Source organism: Rikenella sp. (genome assembly GCF_056799795.1).
Map to the genome: position 1 here is coordinate 25752 of NZ_JBQIQO010000004.1, position 21002 is coordinate 46753.

General features: G+C 59.8%; 18 protein-coding genes and 2 tRNA genes. 15 read left to right on the forward strand and 5 right to left on the reverse strand.

Going from position 1 to position 21002, the window contains the following annotated elements; all coding sequences use genetic code 11:
• The first annotated feature begins 10 nt into the window (after window positions 1-10).
• Both ACTO3O_RS01890 and ACTO3O_RS01895 read left to right on the forward strand, forming a co-directional pair.
• Window positions 11-760, forward strand: a complete 750-nt coding sequence (locus ACTO3O_RS01890) for a hypothetical protein (RefSeq protein ID WP_294593653.1) — start codon at window positions 11-13, stop codon at window positions 758-760.
• 36 nt (window positions 761-796) lie between these two features.
• Entirely contained in the window at window positions 797-1579 is a 783-nt protein-coding gene (locus ACTO3O_RS01895; protein ID WP_297831509.1) for a UDP-2,3-diacylglucosamine diphosphatase, read from the forward strand.
• A gap of 23 nt (window positions 1580-1602) precedes the next feature.
• On the opposite strand, the gene ACTO3O_RS01900 is transcribed toward ACTO3O_RS01895, so the two are convergent.
• Entirely contained in the window at window positions 1603-2826 is a 1224-nt protein-coding gene (locus ACTO3O_RS01900; protein ID WP_297831512.1) for a DcaP family trimeric outer membrane transporter, read from the reverse strand.
• Window positions 2827-2924: 98 nt separating this feature from the next.
• On the opposite strand from ACTO3O_RS01900, the gene dnaG reads away from it, so the two are divergent.
• The 11 genes from dnaG to ACTO3O_RS01955 all read left to right on the forward strand — a co-directional run bounded on the left by dnaG (window position 2925) and on the right by ACTO3O_RS01955 (window position 16558).
• Window positions 2925-4964, forward strand: a complete 2040-nt coding sequence (gene dnaG, locus ACTO3O_RS01905) for a DNA primase (protein WP_297831514.1) — start codon at window positions 2925-2927, stop codon at window positions 4962-4964.
• A gap of 117 nt (window positions 4965-5081) precedes the next feature.
• Window positions 5082-7535 (forward strand): bifunctional aspartate kinase/homoserine dehydrogenase I, encoded by a 2454-nt coding sequence (thrA, locus tag ACTO3O_RS01910; protein ID WP_297831516.1) that lies wholly within the window; start codon window positions 5082-5084, stop codon window positions 7533-7535.
• A gap of 49 nt (window positions 7536-7584) precedes the next feature.
• Window positions 7585-7655 (forward strand) — tRNA-Gln (locus ACTO3O_RS01915).
• An 81-nt stretch (window positions 7656-7736) separates the two neighbouring features.
• Window positions 7737-7807, forward strand: a tRNA-Gln gene (locus ACTO3O_RS01920).
• A gap of 206 nt (window positions 7808-8013) precedes the next feature.
• Window positions 8014-8217 (forward strand): hypothetical protein, encoded by a 204-nt coding sequence (locus ACTO3O_RS01925; RefSeq protein WP_298080830.1) that lies wholly within the window; start codon window positions 8014-8016, stop codon window positions 8215-8217.
• A gap of 1291 nt (window positions 8218-9508) precedes the next feature.
• The gene (locus tag ACTO3O_RS01930; protein ID WP_297832719.1) at window positions 9509-10822 is read left to right on the forward strand and encodes a GDSL-type esterase/lipase family protein; all 1314 of its coding nucleotides are present in this window, start codon (window positions 9509-9511) and stop codon (window positions 10820-10822) included.
• Entirely contained in the window at window positions 10803-12290 is a 1488-nt protein-coding gene (locus tag ACTO3O_RS01935; RefSeq protein ID WP_297832716.1) for an MBOAT family O-acyltransferase, read from the forward strand. The genes ACTO3O_RS01930 and ACTO3O_RS01935 overlap by 20 nt, the downstream gene beginning before the upstream one ends.
• A gap of 301 nt (window positions 12291-12591) precedes the next feature.
• On the forward strand, window positions 12592-12789 hold the full coding sequence (locus ACTO3O_RS01940) for a hypothetical protein (protein WP_298080827.1): 198 nt from the start codon (window positions 12592-12594) through the stop codon (window positions 12787-12789).
• Between the two features lie 742 nt (window positions 12790-13531).
• A complete protein-coding gene (locus tag ACTO3O_RS01945; RefSeq protein ID WP_297832143.1) occupies window positions 13532-14605 on the forward strand; it encodes a GDP-L-fucose synthase family protein in 1074 nt (357 codons plus the stop codon).
• Between the two features lie 94 nt (window positions 14606-14699).
• A complete protein-coding gene (locus ACTO3O_RS01950) occupies window positions 14700-15239 on the forward strand; it encodes a hypothetical protein (RefSeq protein ID WP_297832140.1) in 540 nt (179 codons plus the stop codon).
• The gene (locus ACTO3O_RS01955) at window positions 15236-16558 is read left to right on the forward strand and encodes a UDP-glucose dehydrogenase family protein (protein ID WP_297832137.1); all 1323 of its coding nucleotides are present in this window, start codon (window positions 15236-15238) and stop codon (window positions 16556-16558) included. The genes ACTO3O_RS01950 and ACTO3O_RS01955 overlap by 4 nt, the downstream gene beginning before the upstream one ends.
• A gap of 62 nt (window positions 16559-16620) precedes the next feature.
• Here the strand turns inward: ACTO3O_RS01955 and ACTO3O_RS01960 are convergent, their stop codons facing one another.
• Window positions 16621-16770: a hypothetical protein gene (locus tag ACTO3O_RS01960; RefSeq protein WP_294594572.1), complete on the reverse strand. Its 150-nt coding sequence runs from the start codon at window positions 16768-16770 to the stop codon at window positions 16621-16623.
• An 80-nt stretch (window positions 16771-16850) separates the two neighbouring features.
• On the opposite strand from ACTO3O_RS01960, the gene ACTO3O_RS01965 reads away from it, so the two are divergent.
• Both ACTO3O_RS01965 and ACTO3O_RS01970 read left to right on the forward strand, forming a co-directional pair.
• Complete coding sequence (locus ACTO3O_RS01965; RefSeq protein ID WP_294594570.1) at window positions 16851-17471, forward strand: riboflavin synthase; 621 nt, start codon at window positions 16851-16853, stop codon at window positions 17469-17471.
• A 326-nt stretch (window positions 17472-17797) separates the two neighbouring features.
• Window positions 17798-18469, forward strand: coding sequence for a Crp/Fnr family transcriptional regulator (locus ACTO3O_RS01970; RefSeq protein ID WP_297832133.1), 672 nt, complete (start codon window positions 17798-17800; stop codon window positions 18467-18469).
• A gap of 85 nt (window positions 18470-18554) precedes the next feature.
• Here the strand turns inward: ACTO3O_RS01970 and rnhB are convergent, their stop codons facing one another.
• The 3 genes from rnhB to ACTO3O_RS01985 are packed head-to-tail and all read right to left on the reverse strand — an operon-like array spanning window position 18555 to window position 20842.
• A complete protein-coding gene (gene rnhB / locus ACTO3O_RS01975) occupies window positions 18555-19166 on the reverse strand; it encodes a ribonuclease HII (RefSeq protein WP_297832131.1) in 612 nt (203 codons plus the stop codon).
• 49 nt (window positions 19167-19215) lie between these two features.
• On the reverse strand, window positions 19216-19740 hold the full coding sequence (locus ACTO3O_RS01980) for a TlpA family protein disulfide reductase (RefSeq protein ID WP_297625176.1): 525 nt from the start codon (window positions 19738-19740) through the stop codon (window positions 19216-19218).
• 22 nt (window positions 19741-19762) lie between these two features.
• Window positions 19763-20842, reverse strand: a complete 1080-nt coding sequence (locus ACTO3O_RS01985) for a TlpA family protein disulfide reductase (RefSeq protein ID WP_297832127.1) — start codon at window positions 20840-20842, stop codon at window positions 19763-19765.
• Window positions 20843-21002 lie beyond the last annotated feature (160 nt).

Here is a 21002-nt window from a genome sequence, read left to right on the forward strand (position 1 = left end):
CGAGACAGAGATGGACTCCGTGACAACCATATTGCGCCGTTACCTGCTGCAACACCTTCCGGTGACGCTGGAGGGGGTGGGGACGTTGCGGACTTTGCGCAGCGGGGCCCAGTTCGCGACCGGGCGTCGGCTCGATCCGCCGCGGCGGATGCCGGAGCTGGTGCCGGAAGGAGAGCCGCTGACGGACGACGAGGGGGGATATACGGAGGGGGTGCCGTTCGTGGAGATCATCGCGGCGGAGCTGGCTGTAGACCTGGCGACGGCGGCGGCATGGGAGGAGGAGTGGCGCGCCTCGGCCTGCGCGGAGGCCCGGGCACAAGGGCTGGCCGAGGGGTCGATGTGGCTCGACGGGGTCGGGACGATCGCCCTGCGCGAGACGGAGGGTTACGACGGCTATCTGCAACGCACGGCGGAGTTCTATCCCGACCCGGAGTTTCTGGAGCTGCTCAATCCGCTGCCGACGGAGCCGCTGGTGCTGCCTGTGGGGCGGTGGCTGGCGGACGGCAACGGGACGGCGGCGGAGACGGAGGCTGCCTACGCCCGAGGAGGGTATGACCGGAGGCGGAGCCAGAGGCGTCCGGGGCCGGGGCGACGCGGCGGCGGACGGCGGGGGCCGAGAGTGGCGCCGCCGAGAGAACGGAATCCACACAACTACACCGTCTCGTTTTTGGCGGTATTGATCGCTCTGGGGGCGTTGGGATATGTCTGCTATTACGTGTGGACCTACACCGACTGGCTGAGCGACCTGTTGCCGCGGTAACGCGACATCGGACTCGTCCGACTATCTTCATTTTTTATGGCTTACTATTTCGCATCCGACGTCCATCTGGGACTCTCCTACCGCGACGAAGATCCGCGGGAGCGGGAGCGGCTGTTCGTGGCGTGGCTCGATGCGATCGAAGCGGACTGCGAGGGGCTTTTCCTAGCGGGCGACATTTTCGACTTCTGGTTCGAGTACCGGCGGGTGGTGCCCAAGGGTTTCACACGGACGCTGGGCCGGCTGGCGGCGTTCTGCGACCGGGGGATACCGGTACACTTTTTTGTCGGCAACCACGACTTGTGGATCGGCGACTACTTTGCGACCGAGATCGGCATGACGGTGCATACGACTCCGGAGGTGTTCGAACTGTACGGAAAACGGATTTTCGTGGCGCACGGCGACGGGCTGGGGAAGAGCGGCGACTGGAAATACACCGTACTGCGCCGGATTTTCCACTGCCGGTGGCTGAGGCGGGTGGCGGCGGCGGGGCTCCATCCGAACACGATGATGCGTTTCGGACGGTGGTGGTCGTCGCACAACCGGCATGGGAGGACGGAGGGGGTGGCGCACGTTTTCCGGGGCGAAGAGGAGCCGATCGTGCGCTTTGCGCGGGTCTATGCCGCGGATCATCCGGAGACCGATTATCTCGTCTGCGGGCATATCCACACACCGATCATACATCGGCTGGGAAGCCGGTGCGAGGTGGTGATACTGGGCGAGTGGATCGAACGACCGGCTTATGCCCGGCTGTCGCAAACGACGGAAAGAGACGGGGTTCGGATGGAGCTCGTCGCATGGCCGACGGGCGGTTCTCTATAATATCTTTATTCCCGAGACTTACTTTAGAATTTGAAGCGGGCCAGCAGCGTAACGCGGTGGTTCTGCGAATTTTCGTACCGTTCCGTCGGCCGGTAGTGGGCATCGAACGCCCGGCCCCACGAAGCGAGGCTGTACATATACTCCAGTCCGAACGAGAGCTGTTTGTAGTGGTACCACAGGCGCGGCGAGAGCCGGAAATACCAGTCGATCCCCTTGTCCGGAATCTCCGCCTCGGCCAGGTCGATCTCTCGGCCCGACCCTAAATTCTTCGTCCAGCCGGTCAGCAGGCCCGGCTGCCAGCCCTTCATGATCTTCGTTTCGAATCCGAGCCACATGGCGATCGTCTGCGTGGTCGTATAGCCGTAATCCGTCTCGCCGCGCTCCACATCCCTCAACCGCGGCCCGTATCCCCCCAGCATGCTGAGCGTGGAGAGGTCTTCGCCCCACATCGCGAAAGCGGTCAGTTTGTGTCCCCCGCCGAACGTATGGAGCCCGAAAATCGAGGCATTGAAAGCCGCCACCCGCCGGTGCGTCCGGATCGAATCCTCCGTCAGGTTGCGCGGCCGGATCGACTTCACGGCTCCACTGACACTCACCTTCGTCCGGTTGTCGCCGACCGACAGCCGCAGGGCGAAATCGGGCACCAGCCCATAGGCCTGCGCCTCCCCCTCCTTGCCGGTATAAAAGCCCGCCGCCGCGCTCAACCGAACGATTTCGCCCAACTTCCGGGAATACCGGATTTGCGGGATACGCGACTGGGGGTTGAGCGGCGTTCCGGCTCCGTGCGCCACCGTGTTCGGAAAGACCTCCTCCGGCACCGACAGGTTGTTGGTCTGGCCGATCATCAGCTGGCTCCGCTCCCAATTCAACGAGATATAAGCATGCCGCAGCCGCAGCACGCCGATGTTGCTGCCCGACCCCATGAAATCGGTTTCGACGTATCCGGCAGCCTCTCCGCCGAGGATGTCGGCCGCCGTGGCGGTGAAACGCAGCCGCGAATTGGCCACCCCGAACCGCAACGAATTTTCCCGGTGCAGATCCTGCCCCTGCGCGTTGTATTCCGGCGCGAGCGGGAAGTAATAGAAAATGCCGCCGTTCGAGGCTTTCGAGGTGTACGAGTCGTGGAACAGCTGGGCATCGATGCGCCCCCCGAACTTGAATTTCACCCGTTTTTCAGTGCTGTCGGCAGCCCGGACGCAAGCGATGCCCAGCAGGGTCGAAATAAAAACGGCAAGGATTCGTTTCATGCTTCGGAAGAGATTGAGAATCGGGTGCAAAAATAATATTTCCCGGAAAAAGAGCGACACGCCGACCGAAGCCTAAAAACCGTAACTTTGTTCCCGTTATGATCGACCGCCAGACCGTAGACCGAATTTTCGCCGCCGCAGACATCGTGGATGTGGTGAGCGACTTCGTGACCCTGAAGAAGAAAGGGGTCAACTACCAGGCCTGCTGTCCGTTCCACAACGAAAAGACCCCCTCGTTCGTCGTCTCGCCCTCCAAAGGGCTCTACAAATGCTTCGGGTGCGGCAAGGGGGGCAACGCCATCAGCTTCGTGATGGAGCACGAGGGGTTGAGCTACGTCGAAGCCCTGAAGTGGGTGGCCAAGAAATACGGCATCGAAGTCCGCGAGAAGGAGCAGACCCCCGAAGAGCGCCAGCGCAACGACGACCGCGAGAGCATGATGGTCGTCACCTCGTGGGCCAACCAGTACTTCGAGTCCCAGCTGCGGACGTCGGAGGGGGAGAGCATCGGCGTGAGCTACTTCCGCGAACGGGGGTTTACCAACGCCACGATCGCGAAGTTCCAGCTCGGCTATTGCCCCTCCAAGGGCGACGCCATGACCCGGGCCGCGCTGAGCGAGGGGTATCAGGAATCCTTTCTGGTGGGCACGGGGCTCACCATCAAACGGGAGGCAGCCAACGGCGGGGGATACTACGACCGTTTTTGCGGACGGGTGATGTTTCCCGTCCATTCGCTCTCGGGACGCGTGATCGCGTTCGGCGGGCGGACGCTGCGGACGGACAAGAAGGTCGCCAAATACCTCAACTCGCCCGAGAGCGAGATCTATCACAAGAGCAACACCCTCTACGGCATCTACTTCGCCAAGAAGGCCATCACGCAGTTCAACCGTTGTATCCTGGTCGAGGGCTACACCGACGTGCTCCAGATGCACCAGTCGGGGGTCGAGAACGTCGTGGCCTCGTCCGGGACATCGCTCACGGTGGAGCAGATCAAGCTCATCAAGCGGTTCACCAAGAATGTGACGGTCATCTACGACGGCGACGCGGCGGGGATCAAGGCCTCGATGCGGGGGATCGACATGATTCTGCGCGAGGGGCTGACCGTGCGGTGCGTGCTGCTGCCGGAGGGCGAAGACCCGGACTCTTTCGCCCGGGCGCACAACGCCACGGAGCTGCAAGCCTATATCGAGGAGCAGGAAGAGGACTTCATCTCGTTCAAGACCCGGATTCTGCTGGGCGACGCGGCCGAAGACCCGATCAAGCGGGCGGAGGTGATCGCCAGCGTGGTGGAGTCGATCGCCACGATTCCGGAGGCGATCACGCGGTCGGTCTTTATCCGAGAGTGCGCGCGGAAGCTCGAAATCGACGAAGACATCCTGATTCGCGAGGTCGCAAAAAAACGAGTCACGATGGTGGACGGTCAGGCGGGGCGCGAGGTGGCGGAGAACCAGCGGCGCAAGGAGCAGTTCCTGCAACGGCAGGAAAGCGATCCGACCGCCGCGCCGTCCTATTCGCCGGAGGGGCCGGTCGCCGAATCGACGGCGCCGGTCGACCTCGCCCCGAAACTCAGCTTCGCCGAACAGGGGCTCAACCGCGAACTGGAGCAGTTGGAACGGGAGTTGGTGGGCTACCTGCTCAAATACGGCGGCGAGAACTTCGACTTCGAGATGTCGCCCACCGAGATCGTCTCGCTCAGTGTGGCCGAGACCATCATCGGCGACCTGGAGCTCGACCGCATCGAGATGCACAGCCCGCTGTGCCGGCAGATTTACGAAGAGTACGTCCGGATCTACCGCGAGGAGAACCGGGCGCCGGAGGTGAACCGTTTCATCAACCACCCTTCGGCGGAGGTGGCGTCGCTCGTGGTGGATCTGCTGACCCAAGAGGAGACCTATGCCCCGAGCCGGATGTGGGAGCGCTACGAAATCCGCGTCTCCACCGAGCGCGAGCGGCTCGGCGAGGCCATACCCAAGGCGATCACGATCTATAAATCGAAAGTGGTCTGCTCGATCATCGCCTCGCTCCAGAAGGAGCTGCTCGGCATCCAGACCATGGAGGAGGCGCAGGAGATCATGCAACGCCTCGGCGCGCTGAACGAACTGCGGAAAAGCATCTACGAAAAATACCTCCGCACCGTCTGATTCCGGAGCGGCCCTCCCCTTCTTTTTTCCGCCCGCATCGCCTCCGGATGGCTGATATTTCCGGCAAAATGTCTATCTTGCGCGTTTCAACCACCGAACGAAAATCAGAGACAGGCGATGAAAGTCTTCAAATTCGGCGGCACCTCCGTAGGTTCGGCCGCCGGTCTGCAAAATATCCGGGAGATCATCGGCCGGGAGCCGGGCCGCGTAGCGGTCGTAGTCTCCGCCCTGGGCGGCATCACCGACCTCCTGTTAGCGACGGGCGCGGCGGCGGCCCAAGCCGATCCGACCTATCGCGACCAGTACGAAACCATCTGCCGCCGGCACCGGGAGGCGATCGCCGAGAGCGTGCCGACGCATTTGCAGGCAGAGACCTCGACACAGGTCGAAGCGCTGCTCGAAGAGCTCGGAAACATCCTCCGCGGCATCTTCCTCATCCAGGATCTCTCGCCCAAAACGACCAACACCGTCGTCGGCTACGGCGAACGGCTCAGCTCGCTGATCGTCAGCCGGATCATCGACGGCGCTGTGCTGCGCGACGCGCGCGCTTTCATCAAGACCGAACCCTACTTCAATAAGCATATCGTCGATTTTACGCTGACCAACGAGCTGGTGCGCTCCACTTTTGCGGACGATGCGCGGGTGAGCGTCGTGCCGGGCTTCATCTCGTCGGACAAGACCACCGGCGAGGCGACCACGCTGGGACGCGGCGGTTCGGACTACACGGCGGCCATTATCGCGGCGGCGGTGGGGGCCGAGGCGCTCAACATCTACACCGACGTGGACGGTTTCATGACGGCCGACCCGCGGGTGATCGACAAGGCCTACCTGATCGAATCGCTGACCTTCGTCGAGGCGATGGAGCTCTGCAACTTCGGCGCGAAGGTCATCTACCCGCCGACCATCTTCCCGGCTTACAACCGGAATATCCCGATTTATATTCGCAACACTTACCGGACGGAGTGTCCGGGGACTTACATCTCCCGCGAGGTGACCGTCCCGGTGGCCGGGCGGGGCGACATACACAAGGCGATCAAAGGGATTTCATCGATCAACGACAGCTGCCTGCTGACCATCCGCGGACTGGGGATGTGCGGCGTGATCGGCGTCAACTACCGGATATTCAAGGCGCTGGCGAAGGCGGGGGTAAGCGTCTTCATGGTCTCTCAGGCATCGAGCGAGAACACCACCTCGATCGGCGTCCGGCGCGACGACGCGGAACGGGCCCGGGAGGTGCTGAGCACGGAATTCGCGCAGGAGATCGCCACGGGCGAGATCGACGAGATCATGCTGGAGTGCGACCTCGCGACGGTGGCGATCGTCGGCGAGAACATGCGCCACTGTCCGGGGATCGCCGGCAAGCTGTTCGGGACGCTCGGACGGAACGGGATCAACGTCATCGCCTGCGCACAAGGGGCCAGCGAGACCAACATCTCGTTCGTCGTCAAGGTCGAGAGCCTGCGGAAGACGCTGAACGTCATTCACGACTCGTTTTTTCTGTCGGAATATCAGGTGCTGAACCTCTTTCTGACCGGCGTAGGACTCGTGGGGGGCTCGCTGATCGAGCAGATTCGCTCGCAGCAGGAGGAGCTGTTGCGAACGAATGCCCTGAAAATTAACGTCGTAGGTATTTCGAACTCGCGGCGCAGCATTTTCGACCGCGAGGGGATCGACCTGTCGCAGTATCGCGAACGGCTGGAGACAGAAGGCATTCCCACCACGCCGCAGACCATCCGTGACCGGATCGCGGAGATGAACATCTTCAACTCGGTCTTCGTCGACTGCACGGCCAGCCCGGAGGTGGCGGAAATCTACGGGGATCTGTTGGGACACAACGTTTCGGTGGTGACGGCCAACAAAATCGCCGCATCGTCGGCTTACGACCACTATGCGGCGCTGAAAAACACAGCCCGGACGCGGGGCGTCAAGTTCCTTTTCGAGACCAACGTGGGGGCGGGGCTGCCGATTATCAACACGATCAACGATCTGCGACACAGCGGGGATACGATTCTGGGACTTCGGGCGGTGCTGAGCGGGACGCTGAACTACATCTTCAACGTCCTGTCGGAAGAGATTCCCTTCAGCCGGGCGGTGGCGATGGCCAAGGAGGCGGGTTATGCCGAGCCCGACCCGCGGATCGACCTCAGCGGGACGGACGTGGTGCGCAAGCTGGTGATTCTGGCCCGCGAATCGGGCTACGCGGTGGAACAGGCGGATGTGGTGAAAAACCTGTTCGTTCCGGCCTCGATCTTCGAGGGTTCGACGGAGGATTTCTGGGCCAAAGTGCCGCAACTGGACGAGGAGTTCGAACGTCAGCGGCGCGTGCTGGCGGCAGAGGGGAAACGGTGGCGGTTCGTGGCGTCGATGGAGAACGGCCGCTGTTCGGTGGGGCTCGAAACGGTCGAGACGGGACATCCGTTCTATGACCTGGAGGGTAGCAACAACATCATCCTGATCCGGACGACGCGCTACGACGAGTATCCGCTCCAGATCAAAGGGTACGGCGCGGGGGCTTCGGTGACGGCGGCGGGGGTCTTCGCAGACATTATGTCGATCGCCAACATCCGATAATTTGGCGGTTTCACAGAAAAACGCTACTTTTGCCGTGCGAAAGCGGTTCTGACCCATGGTGTAATGGTAACACAGCAGATTTTGGTTCTGTCGTTCCAGGTTCGAGTCCTGGTGGGTCAACACTTTTTTTGCAGATTTTGTTGCTGGTTTCGATCAGACGCATTAAATTTGCAGCGAATTCTCCTTTGAAAGGGATTTTATTGACCCGTGGTGTAATGGTAACACTACAGATTCTGGTTCTGTCTTTCTGGGTTCGAATCCTAGCGGGTCAACACGCCTGATCAGGCCGACGGCATCCTATTTAGCGGTAGGATGCCTTTTTTGTTCCTGACGGCGAAGTATTTTCGTTCTTTGTTTTCAGATGGCGGTCACGAACAGGCATATCGTGTCGAGGACGAGGGGGAGGGGCTGAGGTAATCGAGGGTAAAGGCGGCTGTTCTTGGGGGCAAAACTTAGGAAAGTAGGCGGCTCGGTTCGAGTGCCGAGCGACCCCGCCCCGGGCTTCCGCGAAAGGCTTCATGGTGCGCCGGACTACGCTGGCAACAGCGGATACAGCTGGTCTTCCGCTCCCAATTTGAACAGCATCAACGGCATGCTCTTGGGGTTCAACACGACGGACGTCAATCCCGGCAGCACGCACAACCGCGGCTACGGTTTTCAGTTGCGCTGCCTCTCGGAATAAACGCCGCGGGCCCGCGGTGAGCAATGGGCTGGAGCTACCCTAACTGACTTGACTTTGGCGGCCGGAGCCAGCGGGGCCCAAACGAGCATCGCGAGTTGCGGCCCTACGCCGGGAGTGGCTCCGGCCCGCGCGACTCTACGAGTCACAGGAGCTCGGCCCCATTTACTGATCATGTCTGTCAGGTTCGGGCTGCGCGCCCCCCGGGTGGGCCGAAGGCCCAGCGCGCAGGCCCGGCGGTTCTACGAACCGCAATAGCAACATTTTCTTTATTACCCCAATCCGTTGGGTTCGTCTTCGGCGCGCCCCCACGCGCCGCTATAGCGTCGCTCTCGCCGAGGACGGCGATTCTACGAATCGCGCTATTCGCTCTCAGCCTGAGCTTGGCCAACGGTTCAACCCAAGCCACAGCCCAGATTCCAGCTCCAAGCTCGGCCAGCGCGGCGCGAGAACCGATTACGGTTTTCGCGCCTGAAGAACAGACACGGCCCAAAGCACGGCCCAGTTCTCCGCCCCGTGTCGGCCTCACTGCGGCTCCGCTGTCGCTCCGCCGCGTTTTCCGTCGCCCGCTGGGATTTCATCTCTATTTTGCTGTCGCAAAACAAGCGAAATCCCTCTTTAAGCGGGCGGGCGCGCCCAAAGGGCGTTTTACTGGCAGCCTCTACCCCATTCTTTGTTCGCGCGCCTTGCGCGTTCATCTATATTCGGCTCACCGCCGAAATAGCTGAATCGCTTCTTTAGGCGACGGCGCGCGGCTTTACCGACAGGACGAGACTGCCCTCGGGCCGGGCAGGCCCCGCGTGCCCGCGGTGGGCAAAGGGCAGACTCAGCCCAGCTCTTTGTTCGCGCGCTGGCGGAAATCTTATTCAAACGCGAAGCACGCGTTTGAATGATTTCCTACTCCAGCGGTCGCGCGCGATCGAGCTTTGACTCGCCTTTGCCCAATTCCTTTTTTCGCGCGCCTTGGGAAATCTTGTCAAAATGTGCTGGCACATTTTGACAAGATTTCCCTCCTATGGCGTGCCGCGCGGGCTGATCACTGCCCCAGATAGAACTGTTCTCTTTGTGAACAAAGAGAACCAGAAAAACTTTAGAGCGCATCCCTAAAGGGATGCTCTGGCCGGGTATACCCGCATGCGCAAAGCCTCAGCCCAACCCGTTATTCGCGCGCAGAACAGGCGATACCCAGGTTTTTCTACGATCGCCTCGGCCCCAGGCTCGCTCACAAGAGCGACCTGAAACGCACAGGCCCTGTCACCTTGGAAACATAACCGAATTTTAAGTGTCGAAACAGATGCTAAAGTATATCATTTACAGCGTACTCGCAGCCGTAATCGCCCTGAGCAGTTGCGGCGCTGAAAAACGTCAAGAACAACAGGAAACCGAAATCGTTCCCTCCGACTCGGTGTTTATCGCCTCCTACTCCTTTGTCGATACCGCCGCCGACACCTTGTGCGACCCGGCCGATCACCTCGCCGCTTTTTATAGTAAACTCAGGCGAATCGATCCCCTGCGTTTTCCCGTCTCCGACACCGCCGACACGACGGTCGAAGAGGCCATCCGTCGTGTCAATATCATCCAGTTCGGCGACTCGCACATCCAAGGCGGCGTGATTCCCGACGTCATTATGCGCCACCTCCACGCCCGATTCGGAAACGCCGGACGAGGCATGATCGTCCCCCACAAACTCGGCGGCAGCAACGAACCCCGCGACTACGCCATCCGACCCGTGTCGGGCGCCTGCGGCGAATGGAGCTGCGCCCGCATCATCCAAGGGAAAGGAGCCAGCCAGCCGATCGGCATCACCGGCATCGCCGTCCAGAGCTCGCGCGCCGAGAACAAACTCCTGCTCTGTGCCCTGCCCACTAAAGACACCCTCGACTACAGCTTCAACAAAGTCCGGATCTTTCACGGGAAATACGCCCCGATCATCGAAGCCCCCGACAGCCTCTCGGCCGGAATCGGAACCCCGGACATTATCTACGACTTCAACACCGACATCGACCTCGTCTCGAACGTCGACTCCCTCGAACTGCACACCTACGCCGACGGGAAATTCGCCCGCGGGCCCATCTACGGTTTTTCGCTGGAAAACGGCCGCAACGGCATCCTCTACCACGCCATGGGAGTCAACAGCGCCTGCTTCCTACACTGGGGCAAGCAGGAAGAGGTCGTGCGCCAGAGCACCGCGCTGGAACCCGACCTGATCATCCTCTCGATGGGCTCGAACGAAGCCGCCGGCAGCAACTTCAACGACGACGTCTTCTACCGCGAAGTGGATCGGTTCGTCTCGCCGCTGCGCACCGCCAATCCCGAAGCCGCCATTCTGCTGACCGCCCCCGTACAGGCTTTCAAAAAAGGGGAGCCCAACGCCAACTTCGGCCGCATCAGCCGCACCCTGCGGCGCTATGCCGAAGAACAGGGCGTCGCCTTCATCGACCTCTACGCCGCTACCGGCGGCGAAGGATCGGCACACAACTGGGCCGACCACAACCTCATGGCCCGCGACAAGATACACTACACCGCCGAAGGATACCGCATACAGGGCCTTCTGATTTACAACGCACTTTACAACGGATACATCGGTCATGGCTCCACAGCTCAGTAACCTCCTCGACCTGCTGAAATACAATCCCGCCGAACCGCTGCTCTTCACCAGCGGTCTGTTTCTCTTTCTGTTTCTGGGATTCACCTGCTTCTACGGATTCATGCGCCGGGCCGTCACCCTGCGGATCGTCTACGTCACCCTCTTCTCGCTCTACTTCTACTACAAGACCAGCGGCATCTTCTTCCTGCTGTTGATGTTCACCGCCACGAGCGACTTCTTCATCGGCCACTTCATCGCCACCTCGCGGCGGAGGGGAAGCCGGCGGGCGTGGGTGGCTCTGAGCGTCTGCATCAACCTCGGGATGCTGGGCTACTTCAAGTACACCAACTTCCTGATCGACATCGTCAACAACTTCCTGGCCGATCCGCTCGAATTCCAGAACATCTTCCTGCCGATCGGGATATCGTTCTTCACCTTCCAGTCGATGAGCTACATCATCGACCTCTACCGGGGCAAAGTACGACCGCTGCACCGGTGGATCGACTACCTGTTCTACATCTCGTTCTTCCCGCAGTTAGTCGCCGGGCCGATCGTCCGGGCCCGCGACTTCATTCCGCAGATCCACCAGCGTCCGCTGACCGTCAGCCGGGCCCAATTCGGCGAAGGAGTGTGGCTGATTCTGTGCGGGTTGTTCAAGAAAGCGGTGATTTCGGACTTCATCAGCCTCAATTTCGTAGACCGGATTTTCGACAACCCGATGCTCTACACGGGGCTCGAAAACCTGATGGGCGTATTGGGCTATGCCATGCAGATCTACTGCGACTTCTCGGGCTACTCGGATATGGCCATAGGGATCGCGCTGCTGCTCGGTTTCCGGTTCAACGCGAACTTCAACTCGCCGTACAAGTCGGCCACCATCACGGAATTCTGGCGGCGGTGGCACATCTCGCTTTCGACCTGGCTGAAAGATTATCTCTACATCTCGCTGGGCGGGAACCGTAAGGGGCGGCTGCGGACTTACGCGAACCTGATGATCACGATGCTGCTCGGCGGGTTGTGGCACGGAGCGGCGATGCGTTTCGTCGTCTGGGGCGGACTGCACGGCGCGGGGCTGGCGGGCCACAAACTGACGATGCACCTCGCGCCGGGTTTCCGACCGACGGGGGCCAATATGCCGCGCTGGCGCAGGGTGATCGGCATTCTCCTGACGTTCAGCTTCGTCTGTGCGACCTGGGTCTTCTTCCGGGCGGAGTCGATGGAGGTGGCCGGACAAATCTTCTCGCAAATCTTCACGGCGTTCCACCCGGAAATCTTCTGGGATTTCGTGGCTGGTTACAAGTGGGTGTTGCTGCTGATGGGGATCGGCTACGTGCTCCACTTCACGAGCGACCGGCTCGAACAGCGGACTTTGCAAGCGGTACAGCGTCTGCCGATCGTGGTGTATGCCCTGATGACGACGGGTCTGATCTGGCTGATCGCCCAGTTGAGCAGCGGAGACGTACAGCCGTTCATCTACTTCCAGTTCTGACAATTATCGTTCTTTCGATTCTTTTCGCACGCGCTGACACCGTGCCGCCCCGGGCTACCGCTCGGCAGCTTCGGGCGCGCTGTGCGACGTCGGCCGCCACGGGTACGGCTGGGCGTGTACGCCGGTGACGGGCGACATCACGGTGCGGTATTTGGCTTCGGAACCGAGGATGTTCAATCCCAGTTATGTGGGTAACCGTGGCCATGGTCTTCAGTTGCATTGCCTCTCGGAATAAACGCGCCCACAGGGCGTTTTGATGGCAGCCTCTACCCTAACTTGAATCCGGACGGCCAGCTTCCGAGTGCAGAGCAGCACCGCCCCGGGCTACCGCGATACAGGATCGGGTGGACTGGGCAACGTTGGCAGCTACGGGTTCAACTACTCGTCCGCCTTTAGCGGCACCGGCAGTGTATTTTTGCATTTCAGCACGCAGTACTTCAATCCCTTCAGCATGGGTTACCGCGGCCACGGTTTTCCGTTGCGTTGCCTCTCGGAATAAACGGGAAAGGCATGGGCGGTGTGGGTAAGGGGCTGAGACTATCCTACCCTCTTGGGCGGACCGAAGACTGCGGGGCCCAAAGCAACGTCAGTTGCGGGCCTCCGCGGTCGGAAGCTTCGGCCCGCGCGAGCCGTTGGGCCGCAAATGCACTGCCTTTTTCTGTCGGGTTCATCCTCGCCCGCAGCCAGCGGAGAACGAAGACGGAGCGAAAGCGGAGTATTTCGGCCCTCCGCATCCGGGGGCTGCGGGCCGACCGTTGCCACGGGAACTTAGCTATTTGCTCTCGGCTCAAAGCTTGGCCAAGAGTACAGCCCAACTCACCGCCCAAATCCAAGCCTCATGCTCGGCCCAGCGCAGCGGGAAAACCGCAGTCGGTTTTCGCGCCCGAAGAACAGTTGCAGCCCAAAGCTCGCCCCAGCTCTCCGCCCCGTGTTCGCTTCACTGCGGCTCCGCTTGCGCTCCGCCGCTTTTTCGCGCGCCTGCGCGATTCATTCTATTTCGGCTTATCGCCGAAATAGTTGAATCGCTTCTTTAGGCGGGGCGCGCGTTGAGGCAGGGGCGCGCGGTCTAAGCACTGCCCCGGCTGGTACTGTTCTTTTTGTGAACAAAAAGAACCAAAAAAACTTTAGACGGATGCTGGCGCATCCTTAAGCTGCCGACCGCCCAAACCAACCCATCAACGAAGCCTCAACAAGATATCCTGCAACGAAACAATTCCCCTATCACATAAACCTCCTACGACATGGAAAAAGACTCCAAAATATACGTCGCCGGCCACCGCGGTCTGGTCGGTTCCGCCATCTGGCGCGGCTTGGAAAAACAAGGCTATAGTCGGTTGATCGGCCGCACCCACGCCCAACTCGACCTCACCGACCAACGCGCCGTAGAGCAGTTTTTCGAAACCGAAAAACCCGAATACATCTTTCTCGCCGCCGCACACGTCGGAGGAATCATGGCCAACTCCCTCTACCGGGCCGACTTCATCTGGCACAACCTCCAGATCCAGAACAACGTCATCGCCGCAGCCTGGAGACACCGCGTGAAGAAACTCCTTTTTCTCGGCTCCACCTGCATCTACCCCCGCGACGCGCCTCAACCCATGCCCGAAGAGTGCCTCCTCGCCTCACCGTTGGAGTACACCAACGAACCCTACGCCATCGCCAAGATCGCCGGGTTGAAGATGTGCGAAAGCTTCAACCTCCAGTACGGCACTGACTTCATCGCCGTGATGCCCACCAACCTCTACGGCCCCGAAGACAACTTCGACCTCGAAACCAGCCACGTGCTGCCCGCCCTGTTGCGGAAGATGCACCTCGCAGCAGCTCTGATGCGAGGCGACTGGGCGACCATTCGTCAGGACTTCGACCGCCGCCCGGTCGAAGGCATCGACGGGACAGCCTCCGAGCCTCAGTTATTGGAAAAGCTCGAAAAATACGGTATCGCCTCCGGCACCATAACCGTCTGGGGCAGCGGGACACCCCTGCGGGAGTTCCTCTGGAGCGAAGACATGGCCGCCGCCTGCATCTACGTGATGGAACACGTCGGTTTCCGCGACCTGGCCGCCGGAAAAGGGACAGAAATCCGGAACTGCCACCTCAACATCGGCACCGGCAGCGAACTCACCATCGCCTCGCTTGTGCGCCTCATCGCCGACACCGTGGGATACACCGGCGAGATCCGTTTCGACGCCTCGAAACCTGACGGCACCCCGCGCAAACTGACCGACCCATCCCGTCTGCACGCCCTCGGCTGGCACCACTCGGTCGAAATCGACGACGGCATCCGGAGACTCTACGACTGGTATTGCAAACAGTAGTCGGATATTTCCCGAAAAATGCGGATATTTGTAACGGAGCCCGAGCGGCCCCTGCGAGACATGAAGCTAACCAAACAAAATTCGTAAGAACCCTATGAAAAAGAAAATCTTAAGCGTGCTGGCCGTCTTGGCTGCCGGCTTCATAGCGCTGACCTCCTGTCAGGAAGAGAAACCCTACTCGTTTTATCAGATCGGCCCTAATTTTATCGGCATAGAAATTCTGTCTCCAGAACAGATCGAAGCCTTGCCCGACAGCGAGAAAGACAAATACGCCGTAATGAACTATCTCACCGGCTGGTTGATCAATCAGGACTTCGTGCGAACGGGCATGCTCGGCAAACCGATCATCATCGAAGGCGCCGACGAAGCCGAAAACGACCGGCAGGCCAGTGTGATTTATGACAACAAAGTGTCGGACTTGCAGAAAGAAAACCTGGAAAAAGTACTTGAAACGGCACAAACCGCAACCGGGAACAACGAGTCGGAACTAGTGATCTCCACCTCCGGTCAAATCACATTTTCATATGATTTGACCAAGGGCTCTAACGGGCCGAGCACCAGTCGGAGTACCCTCTTTACCGTCGACTACGCACCGCTCAGCACCCCGTCAGAACCGCAGGAACCCGAATTATGAAGATAGCGATTGTCGGAACCGGTTATGTCGGTCTGGTGACCGGCACTTGTTTTGCCGAACTGGGCGTCGACGTGACCTGCGTGGACACCGACGCCTCGAAAATCGAACGGTTGCAGCAAGGGATCATCCCGATCTACGAGCCCAATCTGGAGCAACTGGTCGAAAAGAACCACAAAGCCGGAAGGCTCCACTTCACCACCTCGCTGGAATCGGTGTTGCCGGAGGTGGAGATCGTCTTTTCGGCCGTCGGGACGCCGCCGGACGAGGACGGAAGCGCCGATTTGCGCTACGTGCTTCAGGTGGCTGAAACCATCGGTCGGCACATCGACCGGTATGTGCTGGTCGTGACCAAATCGACCGTTCCCGTGGGGACGGCGGCCAAGGTGCGCGCCACGATTCAGGGCGAACTGGATAAGCGAGGCGTGCAAATTCCGTTCGACGTCGCCTCCAACCCGGAATTTCTCAAGGAGGGGAACGCCATCGAAGATTTCATCCGGCCCGACCGCGTGGTCGTGGGCACCGACTCGGAACGGGCCCGGGAATTGATGACACGACTCTACAAACCGATGTTACTCAACAACTTCCGGGTGATGTTCATGGACATCCCGTCGGCCGAGATGACCAAATATGCGGCCAACGCGATGCTGGCCACGCGAATCAGTTTCATCAACGACGTGGCGGCCTTGTGCCATGCGGTAGGGGCCGACGTCAATATGGTTCGCAAGGGGATCGGCGCAGACAGCCGGATCGGGAACAAATTCCTCTATCCGGGGTGCGGCTACGGGGGCTCGTGCTTCCCGAAAGACGTCAAAGCATTGATCCACAGCGCGGCACAAAACGGTTGCCGCATGGAGGTCTTGGAGGCTGTGGAGCGGGTGAACGAGCGGCAGAAACGGATTCTGTTCGAAAAACTGGTCGGCCATTTCGGCAACGCCGAAGCGTTGCGCGGACGGCGGATCGCATTGTGGGGCTTGGCTTTCAAGCCGGGCACGGACGACATGCGCGAGGCGCCGGCGCTGGTGCTGATCGAACAGCTGCGGGAGGCGGGAGCCGAGGTCGTGGCCTACGACCCGATTGCGATGACCGAAGCGAAACGCCGGGTCGGCGATGCGATCGCTTATGCTTCGGACGCTTATGGTGCGGTGCTGGATGCCGATGCGCTGGTTTTGCTGACGGAGTGGAAAGAGTTTCGGCTGCCGAACTGGGAGGTGGTCGGACGGGCCATGCGCGGGAAGGTGGTGGTGGACGGTCGCAACATCTTCGATCGGAACGAGCTGCGAAACCAAGGCTTTGCTTACTACGGCATCGGCGTTTTGTAAGTTAGAGACTGCCGGTTACTTGGGGTAGTTCCAGCCCATTGCCCACCGCGGGCCCGCGGCGTTTATTCCGAGAGGCAACGCAACTGAAAACCGAAGGCACGATTGTGCTCCCACGTGGATTGAACCCCGGTCGTTAAGGAACGCAACCCGATCCCGGTCGTTTCGCCCGCCGCAGCCAACCAGGCGGATCCTTCATCGCCGACGCCGGCCAACGAACCCGAAGTATGGCGGCGGAAGCCCGGGGCGGGGTACCGGCAAAAACACCGAACCGAAAAAAATTATTCAGAACACTATGTTTTCAGGAATCGTACAAAGCATGGGAACCGTCGTGCGGCTGGAGCCCGACCACGACAATCTGCATATCACCTTCGAAGCCGATCTGGCACCGGAATTGCACATTGATCAGAGCGTGGCCCACAACGGCGTTTGCCTGACCGTCGTGGCCGTCGATCCGGAAAAACGGACCTATACCGTAACGGCGATTCGCGAGACGCTCGAAAAGAGCAATCTGGGCGACCTGAAGGTGGGCGACCCGGTCAATCTCGAACGGAGCATGCGGATGGACGCTCTGCTGGACGGACATATCGTACAGGGACATGTCGACACCACGGGCGTTTGCCGCACGGTGGAATTCGCCGACGGGAGCTGGTACTATACGTTCGACTACGACGCCCCGGAACGTTTGCGGAAAGCGGGCTACGTGACGGTCGAAAAGGGCTCGATAGCGGTCAACGGAGTGAGTCTGACGGTCGTTAACTCGCGTCCGGACGGCTTTCAGGTGGCGATCATCCCTTACACGCACGAACACACCAATTTCCACCGGATAGAACCGAACACGCGGGTGAACCTCGAATTCGATATCATCGGAAAATATGTGGCTCGCCTGCTGGGAACAGCAAAACCTGAAAAATAATTTTTATAGCTGGTACTTTGTGCCGGATAGAACCGTACCTTTCTTGAAAGAAAGGTACCCAAAGAACTTTCATGATAGCTACGCTATGCCTCAGGCTCCGCAGTCCTCAGTCTCTGTGATTGCTTTTGGGTCGGGGTTCTCCGGGGCGCGATAATGCGGGTATTATCCTACGCGCCCGGAAGAATCCCCGGCCCAAAGAAGAGTCCGAGAACCGGGCCGCCGGCAGCGGGAGGATGCGTTAGCATCCGTCTGAAGTCTTTTTGGTTCTTTTTCTTCAGAAAAAGAACAGTACCATACAGGGCAAAGACAGATAAAACTTATTGATTATGTTTCCCATTTTACAAGAATCGCCCCTTTTCCGCGGTTTAGACGAACAGACCATCACCGACCTGCTGTCCCGCTCCGCCTACACCACCGAGACCTATGCCGAAAACGCCCCCATCGCCCGGCGAGACACCGCTTACTCCGGCCTGATGATTATCCTGCGCGGTTCCGTGCGCGGCGAAGTGACCGACGCCGTCGGCCGGAGACGCGTAATCGACAACATCCCCGCCCCGCAGCTCATCGCCCCCGCGTTTCTGTTCGGCGGCTACAACCGGCTTCCGATCGACGTGACCGCCAATGAAAACGACACCGAAATCATGACCCTCCACCGAGGCGCCCTGTTCGAAATGATGCAGGAAAATACCGTCGTGCTGTCGAACTTCATCGACATCATCTCGAACCGGGCCAACTACTTCTCGCGGAAGATCTACGCCCTCTCCGTCCTGATGCTGACCGAGAAAGTGGCGGCGTTATTGCTCTCCTCCGTGTCGGCCAGCGAGGGAGAGACCGTTCCCCTTCGGTTCGAAAAGATGGCCGACGAGCTGGACATCACCCGGAATGCCTTGGAACAGACCTTGGGTGAACTCGCCAAGCGCGGCACCATCGAGCTGGCGGAAAATGCGATCGTAATTCGCAACCGCCGGGCTCTGGAAGCGATGGTGGCACCGCAATAGCGGCTTTTCCATCGCCTCGATACGCCTTTCGCCCCGGACTCTGCGCTTATTGTGCCGCAGAGTCCGGGGCGAATGTGTACCTATCTTACTCTCCGAATAGCGGAAACCGACGACAGAACGTTCGTCGGTGATAAGGCGACAGACCATGCCGCAAAATAGCCTCCCGATGCAACTCCGTCGGATAGCCCTTGTTCCGATCCCAACCGTAGACCGGATATTCCTCGTGCAGGCGCAACATATAGTCGTCCCGCCAAGTCTTGGCCAGCACCGAAGCCGCCGCAATCGGCGCCAGTTTCGCATCCCCCTTGACCACACACTCGTAAGGAATCAGCAACCGTCCCGGTCGGAACCGATTGCCGTCCACCAGAAGCCGTTCCGGTTCGACACCCGCCGGCAACCGTTCCTGCAACTGGGCGAACGCCCGCCGCATCGCCCGGAACGAGGCATTCAGGATATTGATTTCGTCGATCTCGGCCGCCGACACCTCCCCTACTCCCCACGCCACCGCCTCACGCTCGATCACCTCGCGCACCGCATACCGATCGCGCTCGGTCATCTTCTTCGAGTCGTCGAGCCGATCGTCCCGGAAATCGGCCGGCAACAGCACCGCTCCGGCGAATACCGAACCGGCCAACGGCCCCCGCCCCGCCTCGTCGAGCCCCACCTCGACCCCTCCGTACAGACTCAATGCCAGCATAACCTCAAAAACAGCCCGAAATAAGACCCGAACCACATAGAGTCGCAAACTACCGCACCGGCGCAAAATAAGGCTCCATTTCGGCCTGAAAACGGTCGAGTTTAAAGCCGCTCCACATCCGCACGATCCGCCCCTCCTTCGGCTCCACCAGCACGAAGGTCGGATAGAGACCGATCCCGTACGGCACCGCCGCCCCTTCGTTCAACAATTTACCGTCCGAAAGATTGGGCCACGCAAACGGTTTCCGGTATTTGTACATCTCCATCCAGCCGGCGTGGTTGTCGCTCAGCATCACTCCGACCACCGAGAGTTTGTCGGCATATTGCTTCGCATATTTGGCCACCTCCGGGAACGAGGCATGGCACCGTGGACAGTTCGAAGTCCAAAACAGCACCAACAAATACTTCCCCTCCTGCCCGACATAATCGGACAGATAGGAGTAGTTCCCGTCCGTGTCGTGCAACTCGACGTCGCGGAATTTGTCGCCCACTTCGACCTTTTCCGTCGGCTCCTGCGCCGACACGGTGCCGGCTGCCAACAGCGCGAGCACTCCGAACAACCATCTTTTCATCATCTTCGTTGCGTATTTATATGCGTTATTCTTTCTTTTTCAAATACGGTTCGACCATCCGATCCTGAAAATCCCCCTGCCCGGGGTACCAGCGTTCGACGATCGTCCCCTGCGGGTCGATCAGCACATAGGTCGGCATCACATTCGTCCCGTAAAGCACCCCCGCGCCGGCATACGTTCCCATCCCGTCGGAAATGTGTTTCCACGGCAATTGTTGCCACTGAATGGCCCCGATCCACATCTCTTTCGAAACGTCGAGAGTAATGCCGACGATCTCCAGCCGATCGCCGTACTCGGCATAGAGTTTCTTCATCTCTGGGAAAGCGGCATAACATCCGCCGCATCCCGCGCTCCAGAGGTCGAGCAGTACATATTTCCCCCGCCCCGCATAGTCCGACAGTTTGCAAGCCACCCCGGCGGTATCGGCTCCCTCGAAATCGACGAACCGCTCGCCCACCTGCGGCTGGTGCGGCGGATCGATCGCCAGGGCAATCGCCCGCCCGTGCAGTGTAGCCCGGTTCTCCGGTGTCAGACGGTCGTAGACCCATTGCAGTTTCTCTTTCGGCACCGCACCGACATGGACATAAAAGTTCAGGTTATCCAACATGGCCCGGGAGTTCGGATAACGGACATAGACCGGCCACAGCCGCTCCACGGATAGACGCCACACGGAGTCGCGATACTTCTCGTATCCCTCGGCACTCTCGATCAGGGCTTCCAAGTCGGACAAATCCACAGCCCGTATCTCCGCCTCGATCGCCTGTTCGGGTTCGTTGCTGGCCGCTTTCCACGGCCCGTCGCCCGTACCGGTGATCTGCATTCGGGTGGTGTCGGTCACCCAAAGGGAATTGACCCATTTGCCGGTACTGGATTTGACCGACATCATGACCATCGCGTCATCGGGCAGAGTACCGGAGAAGATAAACTGTCCGTCATGGAGGGTGTCGGCCTGAAAAGTGCGCCCGGAGTTACCCCAATATCTGAAAATCACGACCGTGACTGAGTCCTGATCGGCTATGCCGGTAATCCGGCCCTCGATTTTCCAGGCCGAGGCTGTGCCTCTTACGAACAAGGTCAGGAGTGTCAGAAAAAGGGATTTTTTCATGATTCAGATGTTTTATGTCGGCCCGCCCCGGGCTACCGCACCTACTCCTTGGGGGAGCTGGTCAACATCGGCAAATACGGGTTCAGCTGGTCTGCCGCGACGAGCGGTGTCACGGGGTTGGACTTGAGTTTCAGTTCACAGACTCTCAATATCCGCACTG

Excerpts from the sequence above, each read along its gene's own strand:
- ACTO3O_RS01970 (WP_297832133.1), top strand. The coding sequence starts at position 17,798 with ATGTTTCCCATTTTACAAGAATCGCCCCTTTTCCGCGGTTTAGACGAA.
- ACTO3O_RS01900 (WP_297831512.1), bottom strand. The coding sequence starts at position 2,826 with ATGAAACGAATCCTTGCCGTTTTTATTTCGACCCTGCTGGGCATCGCT.
- ACTO3O_RS01955 (WP_297832137.1), top strand. The coding sequence starts at position 15,236 with ATGAAGATAGCGATTGTCGGAACCGGTTATGTCGGTCTGGTGACCGGC.
- ACTO3O_RS01965 (WP_294594570.1), top strand. The coding sequence starts at position 16,851 with ATGTTTTCAGGAATCGTACAAAGCATGGGAACCGTCGTGCGGCTGGAG.
- ACTO3O_RS01895 (WP_297831509.1), top strand. The coding sequence starts at position 797 with ATGGCTTACTATTTCGCATCCGACGTCCATCTGGGACTCTCCTACCGC.
- thrA (WP_297831516.1), top strand. The coding sequence starts at position 5,082 with ATGAAAGTCTTCAAATTCGGCGGCACCTCCGTAGGTTCGGCCGCCGGT.
- ACTO3O_RS01935 (WP_297832716.1), top strand. The coding sequence starts at position 10,803 with ATGGCTCCACAGCTCAGTAACCTCCTCGACCTGCTGAAATACAATCCC.
- dnaG (WP_297831514.1), top strand. The coding sequence starts at position 2,925 with ATGATCGACCGCCAGACCGTAGACCGAATTTTCGCCGCCGCAGACATC.
- ACTO3O_RS01890 (WP_294593653.1), top strand. The coding sequence starts at position 11 with ATGGACTCCGTGACAACCATATTGCGCCGTTACCTGCTGCAACACCTT.
- ACTO3O_RS01930 (WP_297832719.1), top strand. The coding sequence starts at position 9,509 with ATGCTAAAGTATATCATTTACAGCGTACTCGCAGCCGTAATCGCCCTG.
- ACTO3O_RS01980 (WP_297625176.1), bottom strand. The coding sequence starts at position 19,740 with ATGATGAAAAGATGGTTGTTCGGAGTGCTCGCGCTGTTGGCAGCCGGC.
- ACTO3O_RS01945 (WP_297832143.1), top strand. The coding sequence starts at position 13,532 with ATGGAAAAAGACTCCAAAATATACGTCGCCGGCCACCGCGGTCTGGTC.
- ACTO3O_RS01950 (WP_297832140.1), top strand. The coding sequence starts at position 14,700 with ATGAAAAAGAAAATCTTAAGCGTGCTGGCCGTCTTGGCTGCCGGCTTC.
- ACTO3O_RS01985 (WP_297832127.1), bottom strand. The coding sequence starts at position 20,842 with ATGAAAAAATCCCTTTTTCTGACACTCCTGACCTTGTTCGTAAGAGGC.
- rnhB (WP_297832131.1), bottom strand. The coding sequence starts at position 19,166 with ATGCTGGCATTGAGTCTGTACGGAGGGGTCGAGGTGGGGCTCGACGAG.